Origin of the sequence: Mesorhizobium sp. PAMC28654 (assembly GCF_020616515.1) — a bacterium.
Taxonomy (GTDB): Bacteria; Pseudomonadota; Alphaproteobacteria; order Rhizobiales; family Rhizobiaceae; genus Mesorhizobium.
This window is the reverse complement of record NZ_CP085135.1, coordinates 6670504-6690962: the sequence shown is the minus strand read 5'-3', so window position 1 is coordinate 6690962 and position 20459 is coordinate 6670504. Positions and strand designations below refer to the sequence as shown.

23 protein-coding genes and 1 tRNA gene are annotated in these 20459 nt (G+C 62.4%); 18 read left to right on the top strand and 6 right to left on the bottom strand.

What is annotated here, in order from left to right:
* Positions 1-493: 493 nt before the first annotated feature.
* Positions 494-1099, bottom strand: coding sequence for a helix-turn-helix domain-containing protein (locus LGH82_RS33145; protein WP_227346726.1), 606 nt, complete (start codon positions 1097-1099; stop codon positions 494-496).
* A 441-nt stretch (positions 1100-1540) separates the two neighbouring features.
* Positions 1541-2251, bottom strand: coding sequence for a hypothetical protein (locus LGH82_RS33140; RefSeq protein ID WP_227346725.1), 711 nt, complete (start codon positions 2249-2251; stop codon positions 1541-1543).
* On the opposite strand from LGH82_RS33140, the gene LGH82_RS33135 reads away from it, so the two are divergent.
* The 15 genes from LGH82_RS33135 (at position 2222) to LGH82_RS33070 (ending at position 14021) form a co-directional block, all read left to right on the top strand.
* The gene (locus tag LGH82_RS33135; RefSeq protein ID WP_227346724.1) at positions 2222-2629 is read left to right on the top strand and encodes a dATP/dGTP diphosphohydrolase domain-containing protein; all 408 of its coding nucleotides are present in this window, start codon (positions 2222-2224) and stop codon (positions 2627-2629) included. The two genes, LGH82_RS33140 and LGH82_RS33135, sit on opposite strands and share 30 nt — an antisense overlap.
* Positions 2629-3063, top strand: coding sequence for a DUF4406 domain-containing protein (locus LGH82_RS33130; RefSeq protein WP_227346723.1), 435 nt, complete (start codon positions 2629-2631; stop codon positions 3061-3063). The genes LGH82_RS33135 and LGH82_RS33130 overlap by 1 nt, the downstream gene beginning before the upstream one ends.
* Positions 3060-3188 carry a hypothetical protein gene (locus LGH82_RS33435; RefSeq protein WP_264484351.1) on the top strand — a complete coding sequence of 43 codons (129 nt, stop codon included), beginning with the start codon at positions 3060-3062 and terminating at the stop codon, positions 3186-3188. Before LGH82_RS33130 ends, LGH82_RS33435 begins: the two co-directional genes overlap by 4 nt.
* A complete protein-coding gene (locus LGH82_RS33125) occupies positions 3179-4540 on the top strand; it encodes a DEAD/DEAH box helicase (protein WP_227346722.1) in 1362 nt (453 codons plus the stop codon). The genes LGH82_RS33435 and LGH82_RS33125 overlap by 10 nt, the downstream gene beginning before the upstream one ends.
* 191 nt (positions 4541-4731) lie before the next feature.
* The gene (locus tag LGH82_RS33120) at positions 4732-5148 is read left to right on the top strand and encodes a hypothetical protein (protein ID WP_227346721.1); all 417 of its coding nucleotides are present in this window, start codon (positions 4732-4734) and stop codon (positions 5146-5148) included.
* A 172-nt stretch (positions 5149-5320) separates the two neighbouring features.
* Positions 5321-6574: a DUF2800 domain-containing protein gene (locus LGH82_RS33115; protein WP_227346720.1), complete on the top strand. Its 1254-nt coding sequence runs from the start codon at positions 5321-5323 to the stop codon at positions 6572-6574.
* A 36-nt stretch (positions 6575-6610) separates the two neighbouring features.
* A complete protein-coding gene (locus tag LGH82_RS33110) occupies positions 6611-7213 on the top strand; it encodes an ssDNA-binding protein (RefSeq protein WP_227346719.1) in 603 nt (200 codons plus the stop codon).
* A gap of 12 nt (positions 7214-7225) precedes the next feature.
* Positions 7226-7618, top strand: coding sequence for a hypothetical protein (locus tag LGH82_RS33105; protein ID WP_227346718.1), 393 nt, complete (start codon positions 7226-7228; stop codon positions 7616-7618).
* Positions 7615-9771 carry a hypothetical protein gene (locus LGH82_RS33100; protein ID WP_227346717.1) on the top strand — a complete coding sequence of 719 codons (2157 nt, stop codon included), beginning with the start codon at positions 7615-7617 and terminating at the stop codon, positions 9769-9771. Before LGH82_RS33105 ends, LGH82_RS33100 begins: the two co-directional genes overlap by 4 nt.
* A 315-nt stretch (positions 9772-10086) precedes the next feature.
* The gene (locus LGH82_RS33095) at positions 10087-10371 is read left to right on the top strand and encodes a DUF2312 domain-containing protein (protein WP_227349747.1); all 285 of its coding nucleotides are present in this window, start codon (positions 10087-10089) and stop codon (positions 10369-10371) included.
* Between the two features lie 6 nt (positions 10372-10377).
* A complete protein-coding gene (locus LGH82_RS33090) occupies positions 10378-11913 on the top strand; it encodes a bifunctional DNA primase/polymerase (protein WP_227346716.1) in 1536 nt (511 codons plus the stop codon).
* A gap of 15 nt (positions 11914-11928) precedes the next feature.
* Positions 11929-13079, top strand: a protein-coding gene (locus tag LGH82_RS33085) for an IS3 family transposase (RefSeq protein WP_413771412.1) whose coding sequence is annotated in 2 segments (ribosomal slippage) — positions 11929-12193 and positions 12193-13079 — 1152 coding nt in all. Because the reading frame shifts where the segments join, the coding sequence is not laid out codon by codon here.
* Positions 13076-13591, top strand: a complete 516-nt coding sequence (locus LGH82_RS33080; protein WP_227346714.1) for a hypothetical protein — start codon at positions 13076-13078, stop codon at positions 13589-13591. Before LGH82_RS33085 ends, LGH82_RS33080 begins: the two co-directional genes overlap by 4 nt.
* Before the next feature lie 50 nt (positions 13592-13641).
* On the top strand, positions 13642-13857 hold the full coding sequence (locus LGH82_RS33075; protein ID WP_227346713.1) for a hypothetical protein: 216 nt from the start codon (positions 13642-13644) through the stop codon (positions 13855-13857).
* Positions 13854-14021, top strand: coding sequence for a hypothetical protein (locus LGH82_RS33070; RefSeq protein WP_227346712.1), 168 nt, complete (start codon positions 13854-13856; stop codon positions 14019-14021). Before LGH82_RS33075 ends, LGH82_RS33070 begins: the two co-directional genes overlap by 4 nt.
* A gap of 107 nt (positions 14022-14128) precedes the next feature.
* Here LGH82_RS33070 and LGH82_RS33065 read toward each other — a convergent pair.
* Positions 14129-14204 (bottom strand) — tRNA-Lys (locus LGH82_RS33065).
* A gap of 106 nt (positions 14205-14310) precedes the next feature.
* Positions 14311-15222 (bottom strand): PhzF family phenazine biosynthesis protein, encoded by a 912-nt coding sequence (locus LGH82_RS33060; protein WP_227346711.1) that lies wholly within the window; start codon positions 15220-15222, stop codon positions 14311-14313.
* A 113-nt stretch (positions 15223-15335) separates the two neighbouring features.
* On the opposite strand from LGH82_RS33060, the gene LGH82_RS33055 reads away from it, so the two are divergent.
* From LGH82_RS33055 to LGH82_RS33045, 3 genes are read left to right on the top strand one after another with little or no spacing between them, the layout of a single operon-like run.
* Positions 15336-16625: an efflux RND transporter periplasmic adaptor subunit gene (locus LGH82_RS33055; protein WP_227346710.1), complete on the top strand. Its 1290-nt coding sequence runs from the start codon at positions 15336-15338 to the stop codon at positions 16623-16625.
* Between the two features lie 4 nt (positions 16626-16629).
* Positions 16630-17340, top strand: coding sequence for an ABC transporter ATP-binding protein (locus LGH82_RS33050; RefSeq protein ID WP_227346709.1), 711 nt, complete (start codon positions 16630-16632; stop codon positions 17338-17340).
* Entirely contained in the window at positions 17337-18554 is a 1218-nt protein-coding gene (locus tag LGH82_RS33045) for an ABC transporter permease (protein WP_227346708.1), read from the top strand. The genes LGH82_RS33050 and LGH82_RS33045 overlap by 4 nt, the downstream gene beginning before the upstream one ends.
* 11 nt (positions 18555-18565) lie before the next feature.
* On the opposite strand, the gene LGH82_RS33040 is transcribed toward LGH82_RS33045, so the two are convergent.
* The gene (locus LGH82_RS33040; protein ID WP_227346707.1) at positions 18566-19282 is read right to left on the bottom strand and encodes a hypothetical protein; all 717 of its coding nucleotides are present in this window, start codon (positions 19280-19282) and stop codon (positions 18566-18568) included.
* A gap of 20 nt (positions 19283-19302) precedes the next feature.
* A complete protein-coding gene (locus LGH82_RS33035) occupies positions 19303-20415 on the bottom strand; it encodes an endonuclease/exonuclease/phosphatase family protein (protein ID WP_227346706.1) in 1113 nt (370 codons plus the stop codon).
* Positions 20416-20459: the final 44 nt, after the last annotated feature.

The following is a 20459-nucleotide window of genomic DNA, read 5'->3' as shown; positions in this document are numbered from 1 at the left end:
AACCCGGCCGGCTTTTTTATCCCCTCCACTACCCCGGCAATCCAACAACGACATTCTCAACCAACGCGGCTGGCGACAGCGACAGCTACCCCCTTAAGGGGGTGTAGCTTTTGTCGCTTTTCGCACGGACAAGGCCAGTGGCAGTTTGTCTCTTTTGTCGCTTTTGTCGCTTTTCAAATTTACCGTTATATTTCAGGCCGTTATCGTTGGCCAAAACGGATTTGTCGCTTTTGTCGCCGTGTCGCTTTACCCTTTTGGGGTGATAAACGGAGGCTGCCTCCATTTAAGGTATTTGTCGCTTTTGTCGCCTGCTAATCCTGCATAAGCGGCTCTAATGTTTGATAATCTTTAATCACTGAAAAGTGTCTGGCGCTTTGGTGACGACAGGAGTCCACTTTAGGGCAACGCGCCCAGAGAGCGCGGACTTTTGGGAGTTGCGGCGTTGCTTGTATTGCGGCATCGGCGAAGGGTGACGCGGCGTTACGGCGCGGCGTCAAGCCTTGATCCAGGTGATGCGGCTGGCGTTGCGGATAACGACGCCGCCGATGATGCGCTCGCCCGTGAATGCGTTTGCCAGGTCGAACTTGCCGCGCTCCAGGCCGCGCCGCACGACGCCGAGGTGATAACCTTCCTTGTCGCCGATCTCGACGAGGCACAGCGCATTGAGGCTGTCGGCGTCAACTGGCTTATCCTTGGCCGTTTCGTCGAAATAATAATTCCATCCGTGCTGCGGATGATCCCCGCCCAAGCCTTGGAACACAACGGCTTTTGTAGACGCGCCAGATCCAGTTGGCGCTTCCGCCGTCCTGCCGCTTATGCCGATCGTGACGCGGCCCGTCTCGTCGACTGTGCCTATGCACCCTACCGTGTTGGCCTTGGTGCCGACCGGCACATCGACGCCGAGCCGCATGAGGATTTCCTCAGTCGTCGTGTCCATAAGCTGGGCCAGTGTCGGAATTTCCTCGTGCGTCACCTTCCGCTTTCCATTGAGGATCATGGAAATGGTGTTCGGATTGGTGGCGATCGCGGTCGACATGCGCCGCTGGCTGGTGCCGAGATCACGAATGCGGTTCTGGAACCACTTGATATCTATGGTCATGCGCTTGCCCTTCCTAGTGATACGATTTCATACTCACATATACGCTTATCTCACTACCTAACACAACTTCCGCCTGGCCCGCCACACTTTTTCCACAGGTGTTAACGAAAAAGTTCTTGAACCGTGATACGATTTCTGTTCCAATAGTGTTTCCGTCGCGCTGGAATTTTTGGGGGCGCTCGGCGTATTGACACTCAAACAGTGACACAACGAGGCAACGTAAATGAGAAATCCCGCGAAGATGCGGTGGGGTGAATATTCCATCGGAACGCGCTACAACAAAAAAGAACCACTGTTCGATTTTCATATCATCAACATTCCGTGGCTTGGCGTCTGGCGCCTCATCCTCGGTAGACTGTCCATCAACCTCACATACCCGATAAGCATATGACGGACTACACGCTTGGGATCGATCCTGGCGTCAATGGCGCCCTTGCTGTCCTAGATGGCAAGGGCCGCTGCATCTGGATGGCCGATATGCCAACCCTGGAAGCCGAAGGAGCAAAGAGCCGCCGCGTCGTTGACGGCCCCAAGCTCATCCGGTTTCTTCGGCTGGTAGCCGCCAAGCTGCCTGGGATATCGGCCATGCTGGAGGAAGTCCGCTCTATGCCGCGAGATGGGCATGTCGGCGCTTTCAGCTTTGGTCGCAGTTTCGGAATAACGGAAACGGCCCTGGCCGCCGCGTCTATCCCCTTTCGAACCGTGCGGCCACAAGTCTGGAAGAAAGCGCTTAGCGTGTCCGCCGACAAGGACCAGGCTCGGCAACGGGCATCGCAACTCATACCGGGGGCCGCCCATCGCTGGCCGTTGAAGAAACATGACGGGCGAGCCGAGGCAGCTCTCATCGCCCGATACGCTGAAACCCACTGAGGAGACTGGCAAATGACGCATAAACCAGCCAACCGCGTTCTCGCCGCCCTGCTTTCCGAGCATGGGCGCCTCGATCCCGTCGACAAGGGCTATGGCCCCTGCGAGCTGTCCGAGGTGCTGCTCGCCGATGCCGCTGCTCGGACGCACGTCGAGGCGACCGATCACACCGAGCCCCACGATCTGCACCGCACGGCCGATGATGGCCGCCCGCACCACGACGATGAGTATGTCCGACCGAGCCACGCAAGCGACTTGACCACCCTGGCCGAGGCGGATCGACAAATTCAGTTCTTCGATGATCTGCTTGCGGCTCGCGAGGCTATGCCCACAGCGATCCATAAATCAGATCATGGTACACATTTGCCAACCGACGCCAAGGCACGCAAGGCTTTGCCGGTTTGCACTGGCGTTCTCGACTACTTCCCCGATGCGCTCGCCGCCGTCGCGGAAGTCAGCCGGATCGGCAACGACCAGCACAATCCCGGTCAGCCGCTTCATTGGGCCAAGGGCAAGTCGACGGATCACGCCGATTGCCTCGTCCGCCATCTGACGGATCGCGGCACGCTTGACACGGACGGCGGCAGGCACTCGGCCAAGGTCGCGTGGCGTGCCCTGGCCCTGCTGCAAACCGAGATCGAGGACGAAAGGGAGGGCAAATAATGCGCATCTACATAGCGGGACCGATGCGCGGAAAGCCCGATTTCAATTTCCCCGCGTTCGACAAGGCAAGCCAGTTCCTTCGGCGCCTCGGCCATACCGTATTCAATCCGGCGGATCGCGATCGGAAGGTTCACGGCGAGGATTTTGGCAAGGGTGACGGCAATCAAGATGTCGCCGTGCAGAAGGGTTTCAACCTGCGCGAAGCCCTGGCCACCGATATGAAGTTCATCGCCGAGGAGGCAGACGCCATCTGGATGCTGGAGGGTTGGGAAACCAGCCTGGGCGCCAGAGCGGAGCACGCCCTGGCCACGGCGCTGTCGCTGCGCATCTTCTATGACTGCGATCTGCCCGTCGACGACGATATCGAGATCACCTACGTCGACAACGGCATGACCGATGACCTGGGCAAGATGGCCCCTGCGGGGTTCGCATGAACATCCTAAACGCAATTCGCAAGACCCACGACACCTTCATGATGGAACACATGGAGGTGTCTGCCATCACGGCGAAGAAAGTGGCGCTCCGGGGTGAGGGTGAGGAGACGCCGCTTTGGTACTGAAAGTTCTCGACCCCTACCAGGAAGTAGGTGCGGACTGGCTGGCCAATGGCCCGCCGGTCCTCTACCTCGCCGACCAGATGCGCGTTGGCAAGACGCCACAATGCGTCGTCGCTTGCGCGCGGGCAGCGTTTAAACGCGTTCTGGTCATTTGCCCGGCGATCGTGCGCGGCCATTGGCTTTCCGAGTTCCGCAACTTCTGCCCCGACCGGGGCTTTGCCGAGAACGCTGTCACGATCTACACGGCCAAGGATGCCGACAAAATTGACGATAATACGCGCCTGGTGATCGTTTCGCGCGATCTGGCTGTCAAAGCTGACGTGTTCGCCGCGCTCTACGCCCGAGGCATGGTTTACGGCTACGATGTCGTGATCCTCGACGAGGCGCACGATCTCACCAACCGCGAGGCCAAGCGCACAAAGCTCATCCTGGGCAGCAAATGCACCGGCAACGAGGCCCTGGCCGGACTGGCCACGCGCTGCTGGTTTGTGTCCGGCACGCCGCAACGCCGCGACGCCTCCGACCTATTCCCGTTCTGCCGCATGGCCGGATTGTGGAAGCTGTCTCGATCCGATTTCACCAACAAGTTCTGCTTCGGCTACCATGACGGCTACGAGTACAAGATCACCGGATCGAAGAACCTGGCCGCCCTGGGAAAGCTGATCGCGCCCGTGACGCTTCGGCGCCTGCGCAGCGACATTTCCGACATCAAGGTCGACATCAACACCGTGACGATCGAACCGCGCGAGGTCAGCGTCAATCACCCGATCCTGCGCCTCCTGGCCATCCAGGAGCCCAAGTTCGCGGCCCAGCTCGTCGAGGGCCTCAAGGCCGGCGATCTGTCCAACATCGAGGCCAAGAGCGTGTCGACTACCCGCCGCCTCATCGGATTGGCCAAGGTTGCCGGCGTGGTCGAAATGGTCAAGGACGACCTAGAGGCCGATCCGGGGTGCAAGATCGCCATCTTCGGCATCCACCGCGACCCGCTGCGGGCCGTGCGCAACTACCTTCGCGGCTACCGCGCCTGCCTGCTCTTTGGGGGCACCAGCCCCGAGCGCCGCGACAACATGCTGCATTCCTTCGCGGCCAACCATAGCTGCCGCGTGTTCGTCGGGAACCTGGCCTCGGCCGGCATGGGCATCGATCTGTCCGCCGCCGATCTGATCTATATCTTTGAACCGAGCTGGGTGCCCACGGATAACGCGCAGGCCATGAGCCGCATCATAAACGTCCGCGAGCCCGATCGGCTCAAGGAAGTCCGGTTCGTTGGCCTTTCCAACTCAATCGACGACGCCGTGACCCGCATCTGCGAAAGACGAACCCGCGAAATTGAGGACTTGTACCGCGCCGTATGATACACTATTCTAATCATGAGGCTTTTTTCTAACTGAGCAAAAAGGAAAGCCCCCATGGCCAACGGCCAAACCACTTTGAAGAAAACCACGAAGCCCTCGACGCAAAAGGTGTCGCAGAAGCCCCAGGAACAAAAGCCGGTCCTGGACCCCGACGATCTTTCCCCGTGAAACCGCCCAGGAGGCAAAACCCCATGAGAGCCAGCATCAACTTTGAGCTAGAGACGCCCGAGGACTTCGCGGCATTCGCCACCGTGTTCGGCGTCGTTTCCGGCGTCGGCGTGAAGCCGAAGGCCGATGTCGTCCACGCCGCCTCCCCCGAGCCGGAGAAGCAGATCGCCAAGCCGGTAAAGGCCGCCAAGGCCGAGAAGCCCGTCGAGGAGAAGGCCAAGGTCGATCCATCCAAGGCCGACGCCAACGTCGAGGCCGTTGAGGCTGAGACGGTCGACAAGGCCCTCGTGGCCAAGGAACTGCGCGCCTTCATCCAGAAGCAGGGCGACACCGGGCCGAAGGAAGCGCTCGCCGTCCTGAAACAGTTCGGCGCCGCCAAGTTCGATGAGTTGAAACCCGAGGACTACAGCAAGTTCCTCACTGCCCTGACCAAGGGCTGATCTTCGGGCCAACTAGGGGCGGCGCCCACGCGCGCGTCGCCCCAATTTTTTGGAGGCTACCAATGCTGACCTTTCTTATCGTTGCAGGCGTGTTTGCGGTGGGTGTGGGGGCCGGTTTCGGCTTCGCCGCCTACCTGTCCTTCCGCGCCGCTATCCTGCCGTGGTGATCGGCATGACCGCTCACACAACTCGCGCCCACGCCAAGCGCTCGCCCTCGTCGGCGCACCGCTGGATGAACTGCCCCGGCTCGATCCGCATGTCGGAAGGGCTGGAGAACAAGTCGAGCATCTTCGCCGACGAGGGCACCGCCGCTCACATGTTGGCCGAGCGCTGCTTGCGCGGCGGCCAATCCACCGATCTCTATGCCGGCTGGGTGATCGACATTCGCGGCAAGGAAGACTTTCAGCAATACCTCTTGCCAGGAACGCCACTTATCGACGGCCGGTTCGAAGTCGACCCCGAGATGGTCGACGGCGTGCAGCTATTCCTTGACACCGTGCGGGAGCACTACGTCGCCGGGTCAGGCGACGTGCTGCGCGTCGAGCAGCGCGTCAACTTCTCCGGCGACGAGGAGTTCGGCACCGCCGACGCGGTGATCTGGCAGCCGCGCTTGCGGCGCGTCAAGGTGTTCGATCTGAAATACGGTGCCGGCGTGCTGGTCGAAGTGACCGACGAGTTCGGCGATCCCAATCCGCAGCTAGTCTGCTATGGCGAAGGGACCGTCCGCGAATACATGGGCGAGGACATCGCCGCGCTCGACATCTTCATCATCCAACCCAGGATGCCTCACACCCTTGGCCCTGTGCGCGGCGTGACCATCGGGCCGCTGGAGCTGCTCGACTGGAGCTTCACGATCGACGCCGCCGTGGCCGCTACGCATGATCCACAGGCGCCGCTCGTTGCCGGTGAATGGTGCAAGTGGTGCCCGGCTGCCGGCGCTTGCCCGCAGAACACCAAGACGGCCCTGGCCGTGGCGCAAGCGGACTTCGACGACCTCGACGCCGTGCAGCTACCAGAGCCGGAGCGCCTGACGCCGCAGCAAATCACCCGCCTCCTGGACGGCCTCGACATGTTCGAAGCCTGGGCCAAGAACGTCAGGCAATACGCCTATTCGCAGTCGGATGCAGGCGTGAAGTTCCCCGGCTACAAGCTCGTCCAGAAAGTCGGGCGCCGCAACTGGACCGACGAGGCAGACGCTTTCGAAACGATCGAGAGCATGGGCGTCAATATGGATACCGTCCAGACAACGCCCAAACTCAAATCGCCCGCACAGATCGAGAAGTTGGTCGGCAAGAAAGACTTCGCCGCCAAGCTCTCCGCGCTGGCGCCATCAATCTCGTCGGGCACAACATTAGTGTCCGTGAGCGACAAGCGGCCCGAGGTCAGCCGCGCGATAGACGATTTTTCTGACCTATGCCTGGACTGATATGATTTTCATACCATGGTAACAAAGGAAACCCGCATGGCTACGAAGTACCAAATGAAAAAGCTGGAGAACAGCAACATCAGGACTTGTGAAGTCCGGTTGTCCTTCCCCGAGTTGTTTACCCCCAAGCAGGGCACCGACGATGATGGCAACCCGTCCGGCAAGCCTAAGTATTCGTCGGCCATCCTGTTCCCCGCAGGCGCCGATCTGTCTGTGCTGGAGAAGGAAATCGATGCCGTCATCAAGGCAGAGTTCCCCGGCAAGACGCGGAAGTCCCTCCGCGTTGGCCTTCGGGACCAGGGCGAGAAAGACTACGAGGGCTATGAGGACGGCGCGTTCTTCCTCAACTGCTCGTCACTCAAGCGGCCACCGGTCGTCGACCGCGAAAACCAGCCAGTGACCGAGGAGGACGAAGCGTTCCCCGGCGTCCGTGCCATCGTCACGATCCGCGTCTACGCCTTCAAGCCGAAGAAAGGCGACAAGTTCGCGCCCGGTATCGGCTTCGGCCTCCAGGCCGCGCTGTTGCTGGGTGGTGGCGAACGCATGGGCGGCGCTCCGGCCAATCCGAACGAGGAGTTCGAAGGGCTCGATCTCTCCTCCGAGGAGAGCGCCGACAGCATCTTCGGCGATGAGGAGTAAGGGAGATGCTCCGTGCTTGCGTTTATCGCGAATGCCTTCGCCTCGTTGGGGGCATTGATCTCGACGGCGTTGAAGACATCGCCGATCGGCACACCGTCCGTGGCGTCGAGGCCGCCCACGAAGCCTTCGGACGATACATGCACGTCTCCTCCGATGAGTTCGGCATCCTCCGGCGGCTCTATCGCTCCCAAGAGCCTGCCTACTATGGCGGGTAGCCCGCTCAAGCCGGTGGCCATCATGCCACCGGCACTCTTCATCCCTGTCCTCTGCTCCGATCTCGCCAAGGCCCGCGACGAGCGTGCCGCTCATCCGTCTTACGGCTACGCGCTGGTTCAACAGCGCCTTGAGCGGCTGCTTGCCGGGGAAGTCAACAAGATTCGGGCCACATTCAGGATTGTCCGTTGACCCTTCATATACACGGCGATTGGGAAACACGCAGCACGGTCGACATCAAGTCGGCCGGCGCTGATGTGTACGCCGAGCATCCGTCGACGGACATCATGACGCTATCCTATGCCCTCGGCGACGGGCCGGTGCGCCGTTGGCGCCCCGGCCAACCGCTGCCGGAGGAGCTGTTCCTCGAACTGGACATGGGGGCCAAGTTCGTAGGTCACAACGTCTATTTCGAGCTGGTCATCTGGAAGCACATCGCCGTCAAGCGCTACGGCTTCCCGCCGCTGCGCGCCGACCAGTGCGTCGACACGATGGCTATCGCCTACGCCCACGCCCTGCCCGGCGCCCTGGCCAATGTAGCCAAGGCCATCGGCCTGCCCGTCGACAAGGACGACGCTGGCCGCCGCGTCATGCTCAAGCTGTGCAGGCCGCGCGGCTGGACCGAGGACAAGCGCCCGGTCTGGTATGAGCGTGCCGACTATTCCGAAATGTTCGCCATCCTCGACGCCTACTGCGACCAGGACGTGATCGTTGAACGCGCCCTGGAGGCGCGGCTGCCGGCGCTCAAGGCGTCAGAGCAGAAGCTTTGGGAGCTGGACTTCGCAATCAACCAGCGCGGCGTGCCGATCGACATCGACAGCGCGCGTTCCGCCCTCGGTGTAATCGAGGAGGAGGCTCGTGTCCTCAACGCCGAGCTTCGCCGGATCACCGGAGGCACCGCGCCGACCGCGACCAGCGTGCAGAAGTTCGTCGCCTGGCTGCGCGACGTGAAGGGGCTACCCTGCCACTCGTTGGCCAAGGCGGACGTGCGCGAGCTGTTGACGCTACCCGATCTGCCCGATGACGCGCGCCGCGCCTTGGAGATACGCGGGCATGTCGGCAAGACCTCGACGAGGAAGCTTGTAGCCATGTTGCGCTGCACTTCCGAAGACGGCCGGGCGCGCGGGCTACACCAATTCCACTCGGCAAACACAGGCCGTTGGGGTGGCAGGCGCATCCAGACACAAAATATGGTACGACCTGACAAGAATGTCGACATCGAGTGGTGCCTCGACATCTTGAAGCAGGAGCAGCCATACGCATTCGCGGCTATTGACCTAATATACGGGAGTGCGACTACGCCGCTGGCGTCCTGTATGCGATCGATGATCGCCGCCAAGCCGGGCCGCCGCTTCATCACTGCCGACTTCTCCAACGTCGAGGGCCGCGTCCTGCCGTGGCTGGCCGGCGAGGATTGGAAGCTCGACATGTTCGCCTCGATCGATAGCGGGATCGGCCGCGACCCATACCTGGTCGCCGCGTCCGGCATCTTCAACGAGGAGATCACCGACAAGGAAGACCCGCGTCGGCAAGCGGGCAAAGTTTCGGAACTGGCGCTTGGCTTCCAAGGCGGTGCTGGTGCGTTTGCCACCATGGCCGACAGCCTGGGCGTCGATGTCGAGGCCATGCTGCCGCCAGTGTGGGCCGTGTCGACCTGGGACCGTAAGAAAGATGCCCTACGGTCCTGGCGTGCGCGTGGCCGACAGCGCGGCGACATGAGCCGAGCCGCCTGGGTCGCGGCCGAGCTGGTCAAGATGCCGTGGCGCGGCAAGCACCCGATGACCGTCCAGTTCTGGCGCGACATCGAAGACGCAGCGATCGAGGCAATTGCTAACCCTGGCCACATCACCCACGCCGGCCAGCGTATCCGTTTCCGCAAGGCCGGCTCGTTCCTGTTCATGCAACTGCCGTCTGGCCGCTGCCTCGCCTATGCGTTCCCCAAGCTGTTGTGGCGGCCGATGCCCTGGAAGGATGCCCGCACCGGCAAGCAGGCGCTCAAGCAGGTGATGACGTTCTTCTCGCGGATTGACGAGAGCAAGCGCGCGAAGATCGTCAAAGACCCGGCCAACGGCGGCAAGTGGGCGCGCGTCGCAACCTACGGCGGCGAGCTGACCGAGAACGCCGTGCAGGCCACCGCCCGCGATCTGTTGGCCGAAGCGATGTTCCGCCTGGAGGATCGCGGCTATCCGCTGGTCATGCACGTCCATGATGAAGGCGTCTCCGAGCGGCCCGATGGCGAGGGCTCGCTCGATGAAATGTGCGCCATCATGTCAGAGCTTCCCACCTGGGCCAGGGGCCTTCCGATGAACGCCGCCGGCTGGGAAGGTGTTCGCTACCGTAAGTGAAATGTGATATGATTTTCAAACCATAGGAGCAATTCCATGTCAGATATTCTCGACGATGATGATATCCCGGCCTTCCTCAAAGCCGGCAAAGACCCCAACAAGATTATCGACGACCTGGAGGACGATGACGATTTCGACTTCCCGTCCCTCGACGAAGATGAAGACGACGACCTCGGCCTGCCCGACGACGATGAACCGGTGGTAGAGGAGCCGCAGCCCGAGCCGCCGAAGCCGGCGCCCAAGGCCAAGGAAACCAAGGCCGACAAGCAGGCCAAGCTGAAACAGAAGGCCGAGCCGCAGCCCGAGCCGCCGAACATCGAACCGTCCAGCAAGACCAAGGACACCGCACCCAAGCCCGGCGACAACTCCGGCGTCAACGGCGACGCGCTGCGTTCCTACATCGAGCGCATCGAGCGCCTTGAGGAGGAGAAGGGTGTGATCGCCGACGACATCAAGGAAGTGAAGGCCGAGGCGAAGGGCTCCGGCTATGACGGCAAGACCCTTTCGGCGATCCTCAAATTGAGGAAGAAAGACAAGGCGGAACGCGACGAGGAGGAGGCGCTGCTGCACCTCTACATGTTCGCACTCGGCATGGAGTGATCATCCGTGGGGACTTCACCGAGGCTGGCCGTCGCGAGACGGCTGGCCGAGCAGCATCGTCTGTACCTGTTCCCGCTCCGTGAAGGCGAGAAGCTTCCTGCCATCAAAGGGTGGCAGGAGGCGGCAACTATGGATGCCGAGCAGCACAAGTCGTGGTGGGGCAAGGGCGAGCGCAACATAGGCGTCGCCACCGGGGCATCAGGGCTCGTTGTCATCGACACCGATCAGAAGGAAGGCCGCGACGGCGATGCGAACCTGCGCGAGCTTATCCGCGAGTTGGCTGGCAGCGCAGCGGCGTGCGCCGAGCACATGCGGCAACTCGACAGTACCTTCACCGTCGAGAGCCCGACAGGATCACGGCACTATTATTTCCGTGGTGCGCCTGTCAGAGACAGCGTTGGCAAGCTCGCCCCGGCGGTCGACATTCGTTCAAGAGGCGGGCTCGTCGTGGCGCCCGGCAGCACGACAGCCAAGGGTACATACCGCGTTGTAAACAATTCGCCAATTCTTGAGGCGCCGCAATGGCTGATCGACGCGATAGCCCAAGCCTACGTCCAGGCTGAGCGCGTCGAGCTTCAATCCGCTGTCGAGATTGATACGCCCGCCGCGCAAGCCAACGCCCTCGTGTATCTCTCGACGGCGGACGCATCCATCCAAGGCCAGGGGGGTAACTCCAACACCTATGTAATCGCCTGTGAGCTGCGGGACCGTGGCATCAGCGCCGACCTGGCGCTCGACTGCATGGATCTTTATTCCGATTGGAACGAGCGCTGCTCGCCGCCGTGGGATCGCGACGAGTTGGCCGAGGTGATCGAGCACGCCTATGCCTACGCCGAGAACAGCCCAGGGGCGAAGTCTATTGAGGCCGAGTTCGGCGACCTCGTGCTAGTTGATGACGACGAGCCCGAAGAGAAGTCGCGCGCCAAGATCGTCTTCCTAACTGACAGTGAAATCAAGTCGGGCAAGGGCAAGCGGAGGCAGTATGTCATCAAGGGCGTGCTGTCGATCGGCGATATAGCAGCCATCATCGGCAAGCCGGGCGTCGGCAAGAGCCTGATCGCCCCCTACATCGCCCGCAAGGTGGCACAGGGCGAGCCCGCCTTCGGCCGCCGCACCCGCAAGGGCGGTGTGTTCTATGTGGCCGCCGAAGACCCGACCGGCATGACGGAGCGTATCGAGGCGCTGCAACAGTGCTTCGGCGAAGCGCCAGGGTTCGAGCTTGTCTGTGGTGTGTCGAACCTGGCCGTCAAGAATAGCCCCGATCTTAAGACGCTCCTGGCCGCAGCCGAGGCCCGCCGGCCAATCCTGATCGTCATAGACACGGTGGCCATCGCCTTCCCCGGCATCGACGAGAACAGTGCCGAGGGCATGGGCCGCGTCGTCGCTGTCGGCCGCGCGCTGACCAAGCATGGCGCCGCCGTCGCGTTCATCCACCACGACACTAAGGCAGGCGGCGACAGCGCACGCGGGCACAGCGTCTTTGATGGTGCGCTCGACATGCGGATTGGACTTGCCCCGAAAAAGTGGAGAGTTTCCTTCTGATGAAAGGCGACCTCGATGACGAAACAGAGACAGTTTACGGATGCGTTCAAGGCGGAGGCGGTTGGCCTTGTGCGAACGAGCGGTCGGACGAAGCGGCAGATCGCGGAGGATCTTGGTGTTGGTTTCTCGACGCTGACGCGATGGATGGGTCGGCAGCTGGATCGTGAGATGGGCGATCCTGGGCGTCCGCCTGATGCTGATGTCGCCGCTGAATTGAAACGGCTGCGGCGGGAGAATGAAATCCTTCGGCAGGAGCGGGATATCTTGAAACGGGCGACGGCTTTTTTCGTCAAGGAGGGAAGTCGGTGAGGTTCGCGCTCATCGACCGGGCGAAGAAGGATTTCCCTGTGGACCGTTTGTGCGCGACGCTGGGTGTCAGCCCGAGCGGCTACTTTGCCTGGGGGCGCCGGCCGGCGTGCCGCCGGCAGCGCGACGACATGATAATGCTGGCGCATGTGCGATCGTCGTTCGCGCTGTCGAACGGAACCTATGGTAGCCCGCGCATGACGCGGGAACTGCAAGACAATGGCTTTGCCATTGGCCGGCGACGAACGGCGCGTCTGATGCGGGAGAATGGCCTCCAGGCAAGACAGAAGCGGCGGTTCAAGCGCACGACGGACAGCGAACACGCCTTTCCGGTTGCCCCCAATGTCATCGACCAGGATTTTGCCGCCACTGGTCCCAACCAGAAATGGGGTGCCGACATCTCCTACATCTGGACGCGGGAGGGCTGGTTGTACCTTGCTGTCGTCATCGATCTGTTTGCCCGCAAGGTCGTTGGCTGGGCTGCTGGCAACCGGCTACACCGCAGCCTGGCTCTGGCAGCGCTCAACAAGGCGTTCGTCATGCGGCAGCCGGAACCCGGCCTCATTCACCACTCCGACCGCGGCAGCCAATATTGTTCTATCGACTACCAAGCCGAATTGCGTGCCGCCGGCGTCATCATCTCAATGTCAGGCAAGGGCAATTGCTTTGATAACGCCATGGTCGAAACATTCTTCAAGACGCTGAAAACTGAACTGATCTGGCGCACCTCTTTCCTTACCCGCGCCGATGCCCAAGCCGCCATTGCCCGATATATCGACGGCTTCTACAATCCCATCCGGCGGCATTCCGCGCTCGACTACATCAGCCCGATGCAGTTCGAGCGAAACGCCGCCGAATGAGCAACCCGCTCTCCACTTTACCGAAGCAAGTCCAGATGCATCTGACCCGCACCGAGAGCAGCGACGTGATCGGCGGCAAGCTGGGCAAGAACCGCAATGGCTCTCTGGACTGGACGCCGGCCTTCCGCATCGGCATCAGTGAGCTTGGTGTCGACGAGGACGGCGACAAGATCACGGCGGCCTACGCCAAAGAGGCCCAGGCGGGCGAGGCTCGCCCCCGGACGAAGCTATCACTGGCCGCGCAGGGCGCGCTGGCCATCCTGCACGACCTCGGCAGTGTCGGCGTCGATCGCCGGAAGTGGCGCGACGCCTGCTGCAAGGACGTGTCCAAGATGTCGGCCGCCGAGGATATAAAGACCCGGCAGACGGCATTCCGGCGGGCGCTACAAGACCTGTTGCAGGCCGAGCTGATCGAAGTTGACGGCCCTACCGTCTCGGCGGCCGGGGCAACCGGTGACTTCGACGACATCACCACCGACACGCCTTTTCCCGACGATCCTATTGAAACATAATTCATACCGCATTATACTAATCGTACCACGTTATTGAGGAGTTCAGCCCTATGGCCAACAGTCTGGTCATCACCACGAAGCCTGCCCTGGACGATGTTCTGCTGTCGCAGAACGACCTGGCGAAGCGCTGGGGCTTCAAGCCGCAGTCGCTCGCCAACATGCGGTCCAAAGGTATCGGACCGCGATACTATCGCCTGTTCAACGGGACTATCCGCTATCCCGATTGGGCCGTGTTCGAAGCGGAAGTAGGGAAGATCAAGGCGTGACCCTGCTCGGCGTCCTCGTCCTTTGGGCTGCGGCGACCGCCACCGCTGCCTACGCGGGCAACCGGCCGACCCTCGGCGCCTTGGAGACAGTCATCCTGATCGTCTGCTCCTGCACGAGCATCATCGCTATGGGTTTGATCCCCGTGGCCTTGATGATCTCATAGGACATAATCCTACATACCCATCGACCAGTATGCGACCTGCGGCAGGTTGCCGCAGGGCCTCGGCGGTTTGGGTCGCCACCTAAGTCTCTGATTTTATTGAGGAACTTTGGTGGGTGCGACAGGGATTGAACCTGTGACCCGCTGATTAAGAGTCAGCTGCTCTACCAACTGAGCTACGCACCCACTCGGCCGGCAAAAACCGGCGTTGGCGGGCATATAGCCGCCACCATCCGTCATGTCCAGCCCTGCCGGAGTCATTTCCCGACAAATCGCTTTTAGCCCATCGCGATCAGACGAAAAGCCTGCCTTCAGCCACCTGCACGGCATTGCCGCCGATGCGCGCGGAGGCCAGTTTTCCGGCTTCCACGTTCAATTCGAGGCGGATTCGCGACGGCCTGCCCATCTCCAGCCCCTGTTCGATCCAGAACTGCGACACACCGTCCGTCGGACCGTCGAAATGCATGATCGCGCCGGCAAAGGCGGCCGCGGCCGAACCGGTCGCCGGGTCTTCATAAGAGGGAGTGCCCGGAACGATCATGCGGACGTGGAAGGCGCTTTCGTGATTCACCGTCTTGCGGCAGTAAATGTAAGGGCTGGCGAAGGCCCATTCGCTCTTGCGTGGGGCCAGTTCCGACCACGCCTGATTGTCCAGCCGGATGCGCCCGGCAACTCCCAGGTCGGCAACAGGGATGGTCACATAGGGCACACCGGCCGACCAGAACGATACCTGGTGATTCTCGAAGCCGATCTCGTGCGGCGCCAGCCCGAGGGCCGCGCCGATTCGCACCGGGTCGGCGGATAATTCCAGCTGTTCGGGCAGTTTCGCCAGGTCGAACTCGGCGAAGGTCGCACCGTCGCCGCGGCTGACGGCGCAGCGCACCGGGCCGATATTCTCCTCCAGCACGAAGATGCCCGCCGCACCGTCGTCCTCACTCATCTCAGCGAGCGCGATCGCCGCCCCCACCGTCGGATGACCGGCGAACGGCATCTCATAGTCGGGCGTGAAAATGCGGATGCGGGCACGATGCTTGGGATTTTCCGGCGGTAGCACGAAAACCGATTCGGACAGATTGAACTCGCGCGCGATGGCTTGCATCGCGGCCGTGTCCAATCCCTCGCAATCCAGCACGACGGCCAGCGGATTGCCGGCCAGCCGATCGCGCGTAAAGACGTCATAGAGCAAGTAATTGCGCGGTTGCATCTGCGATGTCCTCTGCGTGAATCCCAACATGGGTGAAATTTAATTTGAAATTACGGTCCCGAGGCCTGATGTGTCAGGGCATAGGGACACAACACATATTATAGGGGTCCGGCGTGGACCAGATTGTCAATCCGCCAAAGGCGGAATCGGATTCCGCCATAGAGACCGCACTAGGGCTCGACCGCAAAGGTCTGAGCCGGAAGCGGAGGCGTGGCTGGCTTTACGCCGTGCTCGCGCTTGCCGTCATGATCGCGGGCGTCGCCAGCTACCAGTGGTATGCGGCATCTCCCGCCAAGATCGATTACACCACGATTTCCGCCTCGCTCGCCGACTTGACGGTCGAGGTATCCGCCACCGGAACGCTGCAGCCCCTCACCCAGGTCGACATTTCCAGCGAACTCTCCGGCGTGATCCGCTCGGTCGCGGCCAAGGAGAACCAGCAGGTCAGGAAGGGCGACGTGCTGGCGGCGCTCGATACGTCCAAGCTTGAGGTCCAGATCGAACGCGCCGAGGCCTCCGCCAAGGCGGCCGCCGCCAATCTCGAGGACGCCACCGTCACTTTGAAGGAGAACGAGGCGGCACTTGTGCGCGCCACCGAACTCACAAGACGCGGCATGGCGACCAACCAGTCGCTTGAAGCGGCGACCGCCACGCGTGACCGCGCCAAGGCGGCGCTCGACAGTGCCGAAGCCAGCCTCGCCATCGCCAGGGCGGACCTGAAGGCGCAGCAGACCGATTTCGCCAAGAGCACCATCTATGCGCCCATCGACGGCATTGTGCTCACGCGCTCGGTCGATCCTGGCCAGACGGTCGCCTCGTCGCTGCAGGCGCCGGTTTTGTTCATCATCGCCGCCGATCTAAGGAACATGGAGCTCAAGGCCGCCGTCGACGAAGCCGATATCGGCGCGGTCAAGCGCGGCCAGCACGCGCGCTTCACCGTCGATGCCTTCCCGGAACGGCCATTCAACGCGGAAATCCGCGACATCTCCTATGCATCGGTCACCACCGACGGCGTCGTCACCTATGACGCGCGGTTCGACGTCGACAATGGCGAGCTTTTGCTGCGGCCCGGCATGACAGCCACCGTTTCCGTCGTGACGAAGCAGGCCAAGGGCGTGCTCACCGTGCCGGCCTCGGCGTTCCGCTACAGGCCGACGCAGCAGGCGGCACGCGGCTGGAACTTCAGCGACCTGTTCACCGGCGGCATGAGACGGCCCGGTGGCAACCGCCAACCCCAGTCCAAGGCGCCAACCGATGGGTCGCGAACGCTCTACGTATTGGACAATGGCAACCCCCGCCCGGTCAGCGTCAAGATCGGTTCCACGGATGGCGAATTGACCGAGATCACTTCGGGTCTCGACGAGGGCGCGCAGATCATCACCGCATCCCAGCCGAGAAGCTGACACCGTGGCTGATCCGGTGCTCATCACCTTCGACAGGGTCTGGAAGAGCTATGGCCAGGGCGAGGCCCGCGTCCATGCGCTGGCCGGCGTCGACCTTGCCATCCGGCGCAGCGAGTTCGTCGCCATCATGGGCCCCTCCGGTTCGGGCAAGTCGACGGCGATGAACATCATCGGCTGCCTCGACACGCCGACGGCCGGAACCTACAGCTTCATGGGACTGGATGCAGGCCGGCTCGACCGCAACCGCCGTGCCATGCTGCGCAACCTCTACATCGGCTTCGTCTTCCAGGGCTACAACCTCCTGCCGCGCACCACGGCGGCGGAAAATGTCGAACTGCCGCTGATCTACCGCGGCGTTTCCGCCGGCGAGCGCCGAGCGCTCGCCATGGAAGCACTGGCGGAGGTGGGCCTTGTCGGCCGCGAGCACCACACGCCGGCCGAACTTTCCGGCGGCCAGCAGCAGCGCGTGGCGATCGCGCGCGCCATCGTAACCCGCCCGACCCTTCTGGTCGCCGACGAGCCGACCGGCAACCTCGACACAGCCCGCACGCATGAGATCATGGAACTGCTGACGCGGCTGAACCAGGAGCTTGGCCTGACCATCGCCATGGTCACACATGAACCCGATGTGGCTGACTACGCCGGACGCACGATCCGCTTCCTCGACGGCCACGTCGCCTCCGACACAAGGAACGCGGAGATGGCCCAATCATGATCTGGGAAACCGTCCGCCTTTCGCTACGCTCGGTCCGCCGCAACGTGCTGCGCTCATTCCTGACGCTGCTTGGCATCGTCATCGGCGTCGCCGCCGTCATTGCCATGCTGACCATCGGCTCCGGCACCACGGAAAAGGTCAAGGCCGACATCGCCAAGCTCGGCAGCAACCTTCTGGTGATCCGCTCCGGTCGGCCCGCCGGCCCTGGCGGGCCGGGAGGGCTCGACCAGGTGGTGCGTCCGCTCGCCGAGAAGGACGTGACGGCCCTTGTCACCCACCTCACCGGCGCGCGCGCCATCGCCCCGGCCTCGCAAAAGCAGGTCCGCGTCATCTTCGGCACGGAAAGCCTGACATCCGGCGTCACCGGCACCACCAGCGCCTATCTTGATGCCCGTGACTGGAAGCTCGTCTCGGGTCGCCCGTTCAGCGATTCGGAAACCCGCTCCGGCACCGGCGTCTGCCTGATCGGCGAAACAGTGCGCCAGCAATTCTTCGGCGCAGGCGACCCGGAAGGCGAGATCATCCGCGTCAACCGCACCTCCTGCAAGATCATCGGCCTGCTGGAGCCGAAGGGCTATACCGGCTTTGGCCAGGACCAGGACAACATCGTGCTGATGCCGCTGCAGGCCTATCAGCGCCGCGTTGCCGGCAACCGCAACATCGACAACATCTATGTCGCCGCCGATGACCAGACCCCGACGACGGAATTGCAGCCACGCGTCGAGGACATATTGCGCGACGCCAGGCACATCACGCCCGACCGCGAGAGCGATTTCGCCATCCGTGACATGACCCAGATCGCCGACGCCATGGCCAGCGCCACCACCACCATGACCGGCATGCTGGGCGCCGTCGCCGGCGTCAGCCTGCTCGTCGGCGGCATAGGCATCATGAACATCATGCTGGTCTCGGTGACCGAACGCACGCGCGAGATCGGCATCCGGCTCGCCATCGGCGCGCATGAGAAGCACATCCTCATCCAGTTCCTGGTCGAGGCCACGGTGCTGTCGCTGCTCGGCGGCATCATCGGTATCCTGATCGGCCTGTCGCTGGCTGGGCTGGCCTCGCTGATGCTGTCTATCCCCTTCGCGCCAAGCCCGGCGGTCATCCTGCTCGCCGTCGGCTTTTCGGCGCTGATCGGCATGGTGTTCGGCTTCTTCCCGGCCCTGCGCGGCGCCCGCCTCGACCCGATCGACGCGCTGCGGCACGAGTAGCAAGCGACAGCCTAGTTAGTACCCGCGAAGTGCCACTCGACCAGTGGCTTCATATGTCCCATCAGCCCCTCCGGCAGGTCGTCGGCATCGCGGATGATCACGGGACCATCGATCTCCGGCTGCTCCTCGGTCGCAACGAAGGCGCTGATGCGGCTTGCGATCTCGTCGGCGGAGGCCGTGTCGTGATAGCGGCGGAAGATGACCGTGCCGCTTGAAGTCGACAGCGCGTGCCAGCGTTTGCCGCGTTCGGCATCCGTCAGGTCCAGGCCGGTCTCCTCGCGCACCTCGCGGATCATATTGAAGTCGACATCGACAAGCCCGTCGCGAAAATCGATCGGCTCGAACGAGCCGGCGGCGAAATAGACGCGGCCGGCATTGACCGTATGCGCGGCCATGCGGATCGCCACCAATGCGTTGTCGCCGGCAACCAGCATCGCATGGGCATAGGCATGCTCGGCGCCCGAATTCCCGCGCCGCTTACGCCACAGCATGAACGTCGAGTAGTTGACCGCGTGACAGCGGCCGACGAGGCGATTGCCCCGGTAGGCAAGTTCGGAGAGCAGCACCACCGTGCCGTCGAACAGCGCCGGATTGGCTGCTATCTCGCGCTGCCAGTTTTCGGCGATTGCTTGTTCGTTGGCGAGCGCGAACGGATGTGGAAAGGGATCGAGCCGGACATCGATGGCATCGACGGGGAAAATGACATTGCGCGGCAGGTCGAAGCTCATGGGCATCCTCTGTCCGCTTGTCAGGCCATGTCCAGGCCAATCACCACCGGACAATGGTCCGACGCCTTCGGCCGGTCCCAGCCGGCGCGCGGAAAGCGTTCCACCTCCTGGCCCGCCGGGAAGATGGTGCGCCATGGCTGGCCGTTGCGGATGATGTCGGGCACGGCGGTCGTATTCCTGGCGGCCAGTCCCTTCGACAGCAGGATGTAGTCGAGCTGGCACAGATGCCGCTCTTCGGGGCCGCGCGTATGGTAGAATGTCCAGCGGTTCATTTCCGGCCGCCGTTCGACCACGTTTTCGCAAAACCCGCCGGCAGTGAGCACATTGATGCAGGATTGATCCTCGTTGACCACCTCGAAACGGTAGCCATCGATGGAATCGCCGGCGACCTTTACGCGCTGCCGGTAATCGTTCATGTCGCCGCAGATCGCCCAGCGCTTGTCGGCGGCATGCTCCCCACCAAAGCGGTCCTCGATGATGCGCCGCACGGCCTGCGCCTCGGCGATGCGCACCGGCATCGTCGCCTCGCGCCCGTCCAGCCCGTTGCGGGGCGATCCCATCGACTTGAAATGCACGAGGTAGACCGTCAGCGGCGCGCCGCCGACGGTCACGTCGATCTCCAGGCAGTCGCGCCGGAAGATACGTTCATTGGCCTGGTTGCCGAGTGCCTCTAGCTCCGGCGTATGCAAGCCGAACTGCTCGTAGGTGACATAGGCATGGCTGGTCATGCGCACGAACTCGATGGGCTGGCCCTGCGCGGTCTCGTTGCGCATCATGACGGCGACGTCGATGCCGCGCGAATCATTGCCGGCCGTGGTGTATTTCTGGCGGTAGCCCTGCCCCACCATCTTGAACAGATAGCCATATTCGAAGGCCTTCAGCGCCTCGATATTATCAACCTCCTGCATGCAGATGATGTCGGCGCGGGTGGCCGCGATCGCCAGCGCCGTCAGCTGCCGCGTGTCGTCGGACTGCGAAATCGCGCGGGCCTGCTCCAGCATCCTGTATTCGGCCTCGCTCTGGATATCGAAAAGCGCCAGCGTGCGGTCTTCGTTGAGTTGGTTGCGATATCCAGAAAAATCGAACCTGTTCATCAGGTTCTCGACATTGAAGGTGGCAAGGCGCAGCGACATGGCGAGGAGCTTTGCCCGCAAGCGACGGGGAAAACAAGAGCGCA

Excerpts from the sequence above, each read along its gene's own strand:
- LGH82_RS33110 (WP_227346719.1), top strand. The coding sequence starts at position 6,611 with ATGGCTACGAAGTACCAAATGAAAAAGCTGGAGAACAGCAACATCAGG.
- LGH82_RS33120 (WP_227346721.1), top strand. The coding sequence starts at position 4,732 with ATGAGAGCCAGCATCAACTTTGAGCTAGAGACGCCCGAGGACTTCGCG.
- LGH82_RS33045 (WP_227346708.1), top strand. The coding sequence starts at position 17,337 with ATGATCTGGGAAACCGTCCGCCTTTCGCTACGCTCGGTCCGCCGCAAC.
- LGH82_RS33075 (WP_227346713.1), top strand. The coding sequence starts at position 13,642 with ATGGCCAACAGTCTGGTCATCACCACGAAGCCTGCCCTGGACGATGTT.
- LGH82_RS33115 (WP_227346720.1), top strand. The coding sequence starts at position 5,321 with ATGACCGCTCACACAACTCGCGCCCACGCCAAGCGCTCGCCCTCGTCG.
- LGH82_RS33080 (WP_227346714.1), top strand. The coding sequence starts at position 13,076 with ATGAGCAACCCGCTCTCCACTTTACCGAAGCAAGTCCAGATGCATCTG.
- LGH82_RS33040 (WP_227346707.1), bottom strand. The coding sequence starts at position 19,282 with ATGAGCTTCGACCTGCCGCGCAATGTCATTTTCCCCGTCGATGCCATC.
- LGH82_RS33060 (WP_227346711.1), bottom strand. The coding sequence starts at position 15,222 with ATGCAACCGCGCAATTACTTGCTCTATGACGTCTTTACGCGCGATCGG.
- LGH82_RS33130 (WP_227346723.1), top strand. The coding sequence starts at position 2,629 with ATGCGCATCTACATAGCGGGACCGATGCGCGGAAAGCCCGATTTCAAT.
- LGH82_RS33035 (WP_227346706.1), bottom strand. The coding sequence starts at position 20,415 with ATGTCGCTGCGCCTTGCCACCTTCAATGTCGAGAACCTGATGAACAGG.
- LGH82_RS33145 (WP_227346726.1), bottom strand. The coding sequence starts at position 1,099 with ATGACCATAGATATCAAGTGGTTCCAGAACCGCATTCGTGATCTCGGC.
- LGH82_RS33435 (WP_264484351.1), top strand. The coding sequence starts at position 3,060 with ATGAACATCCTAAACGCAATTCGCAAGACCCACGACACCTTCATGATG.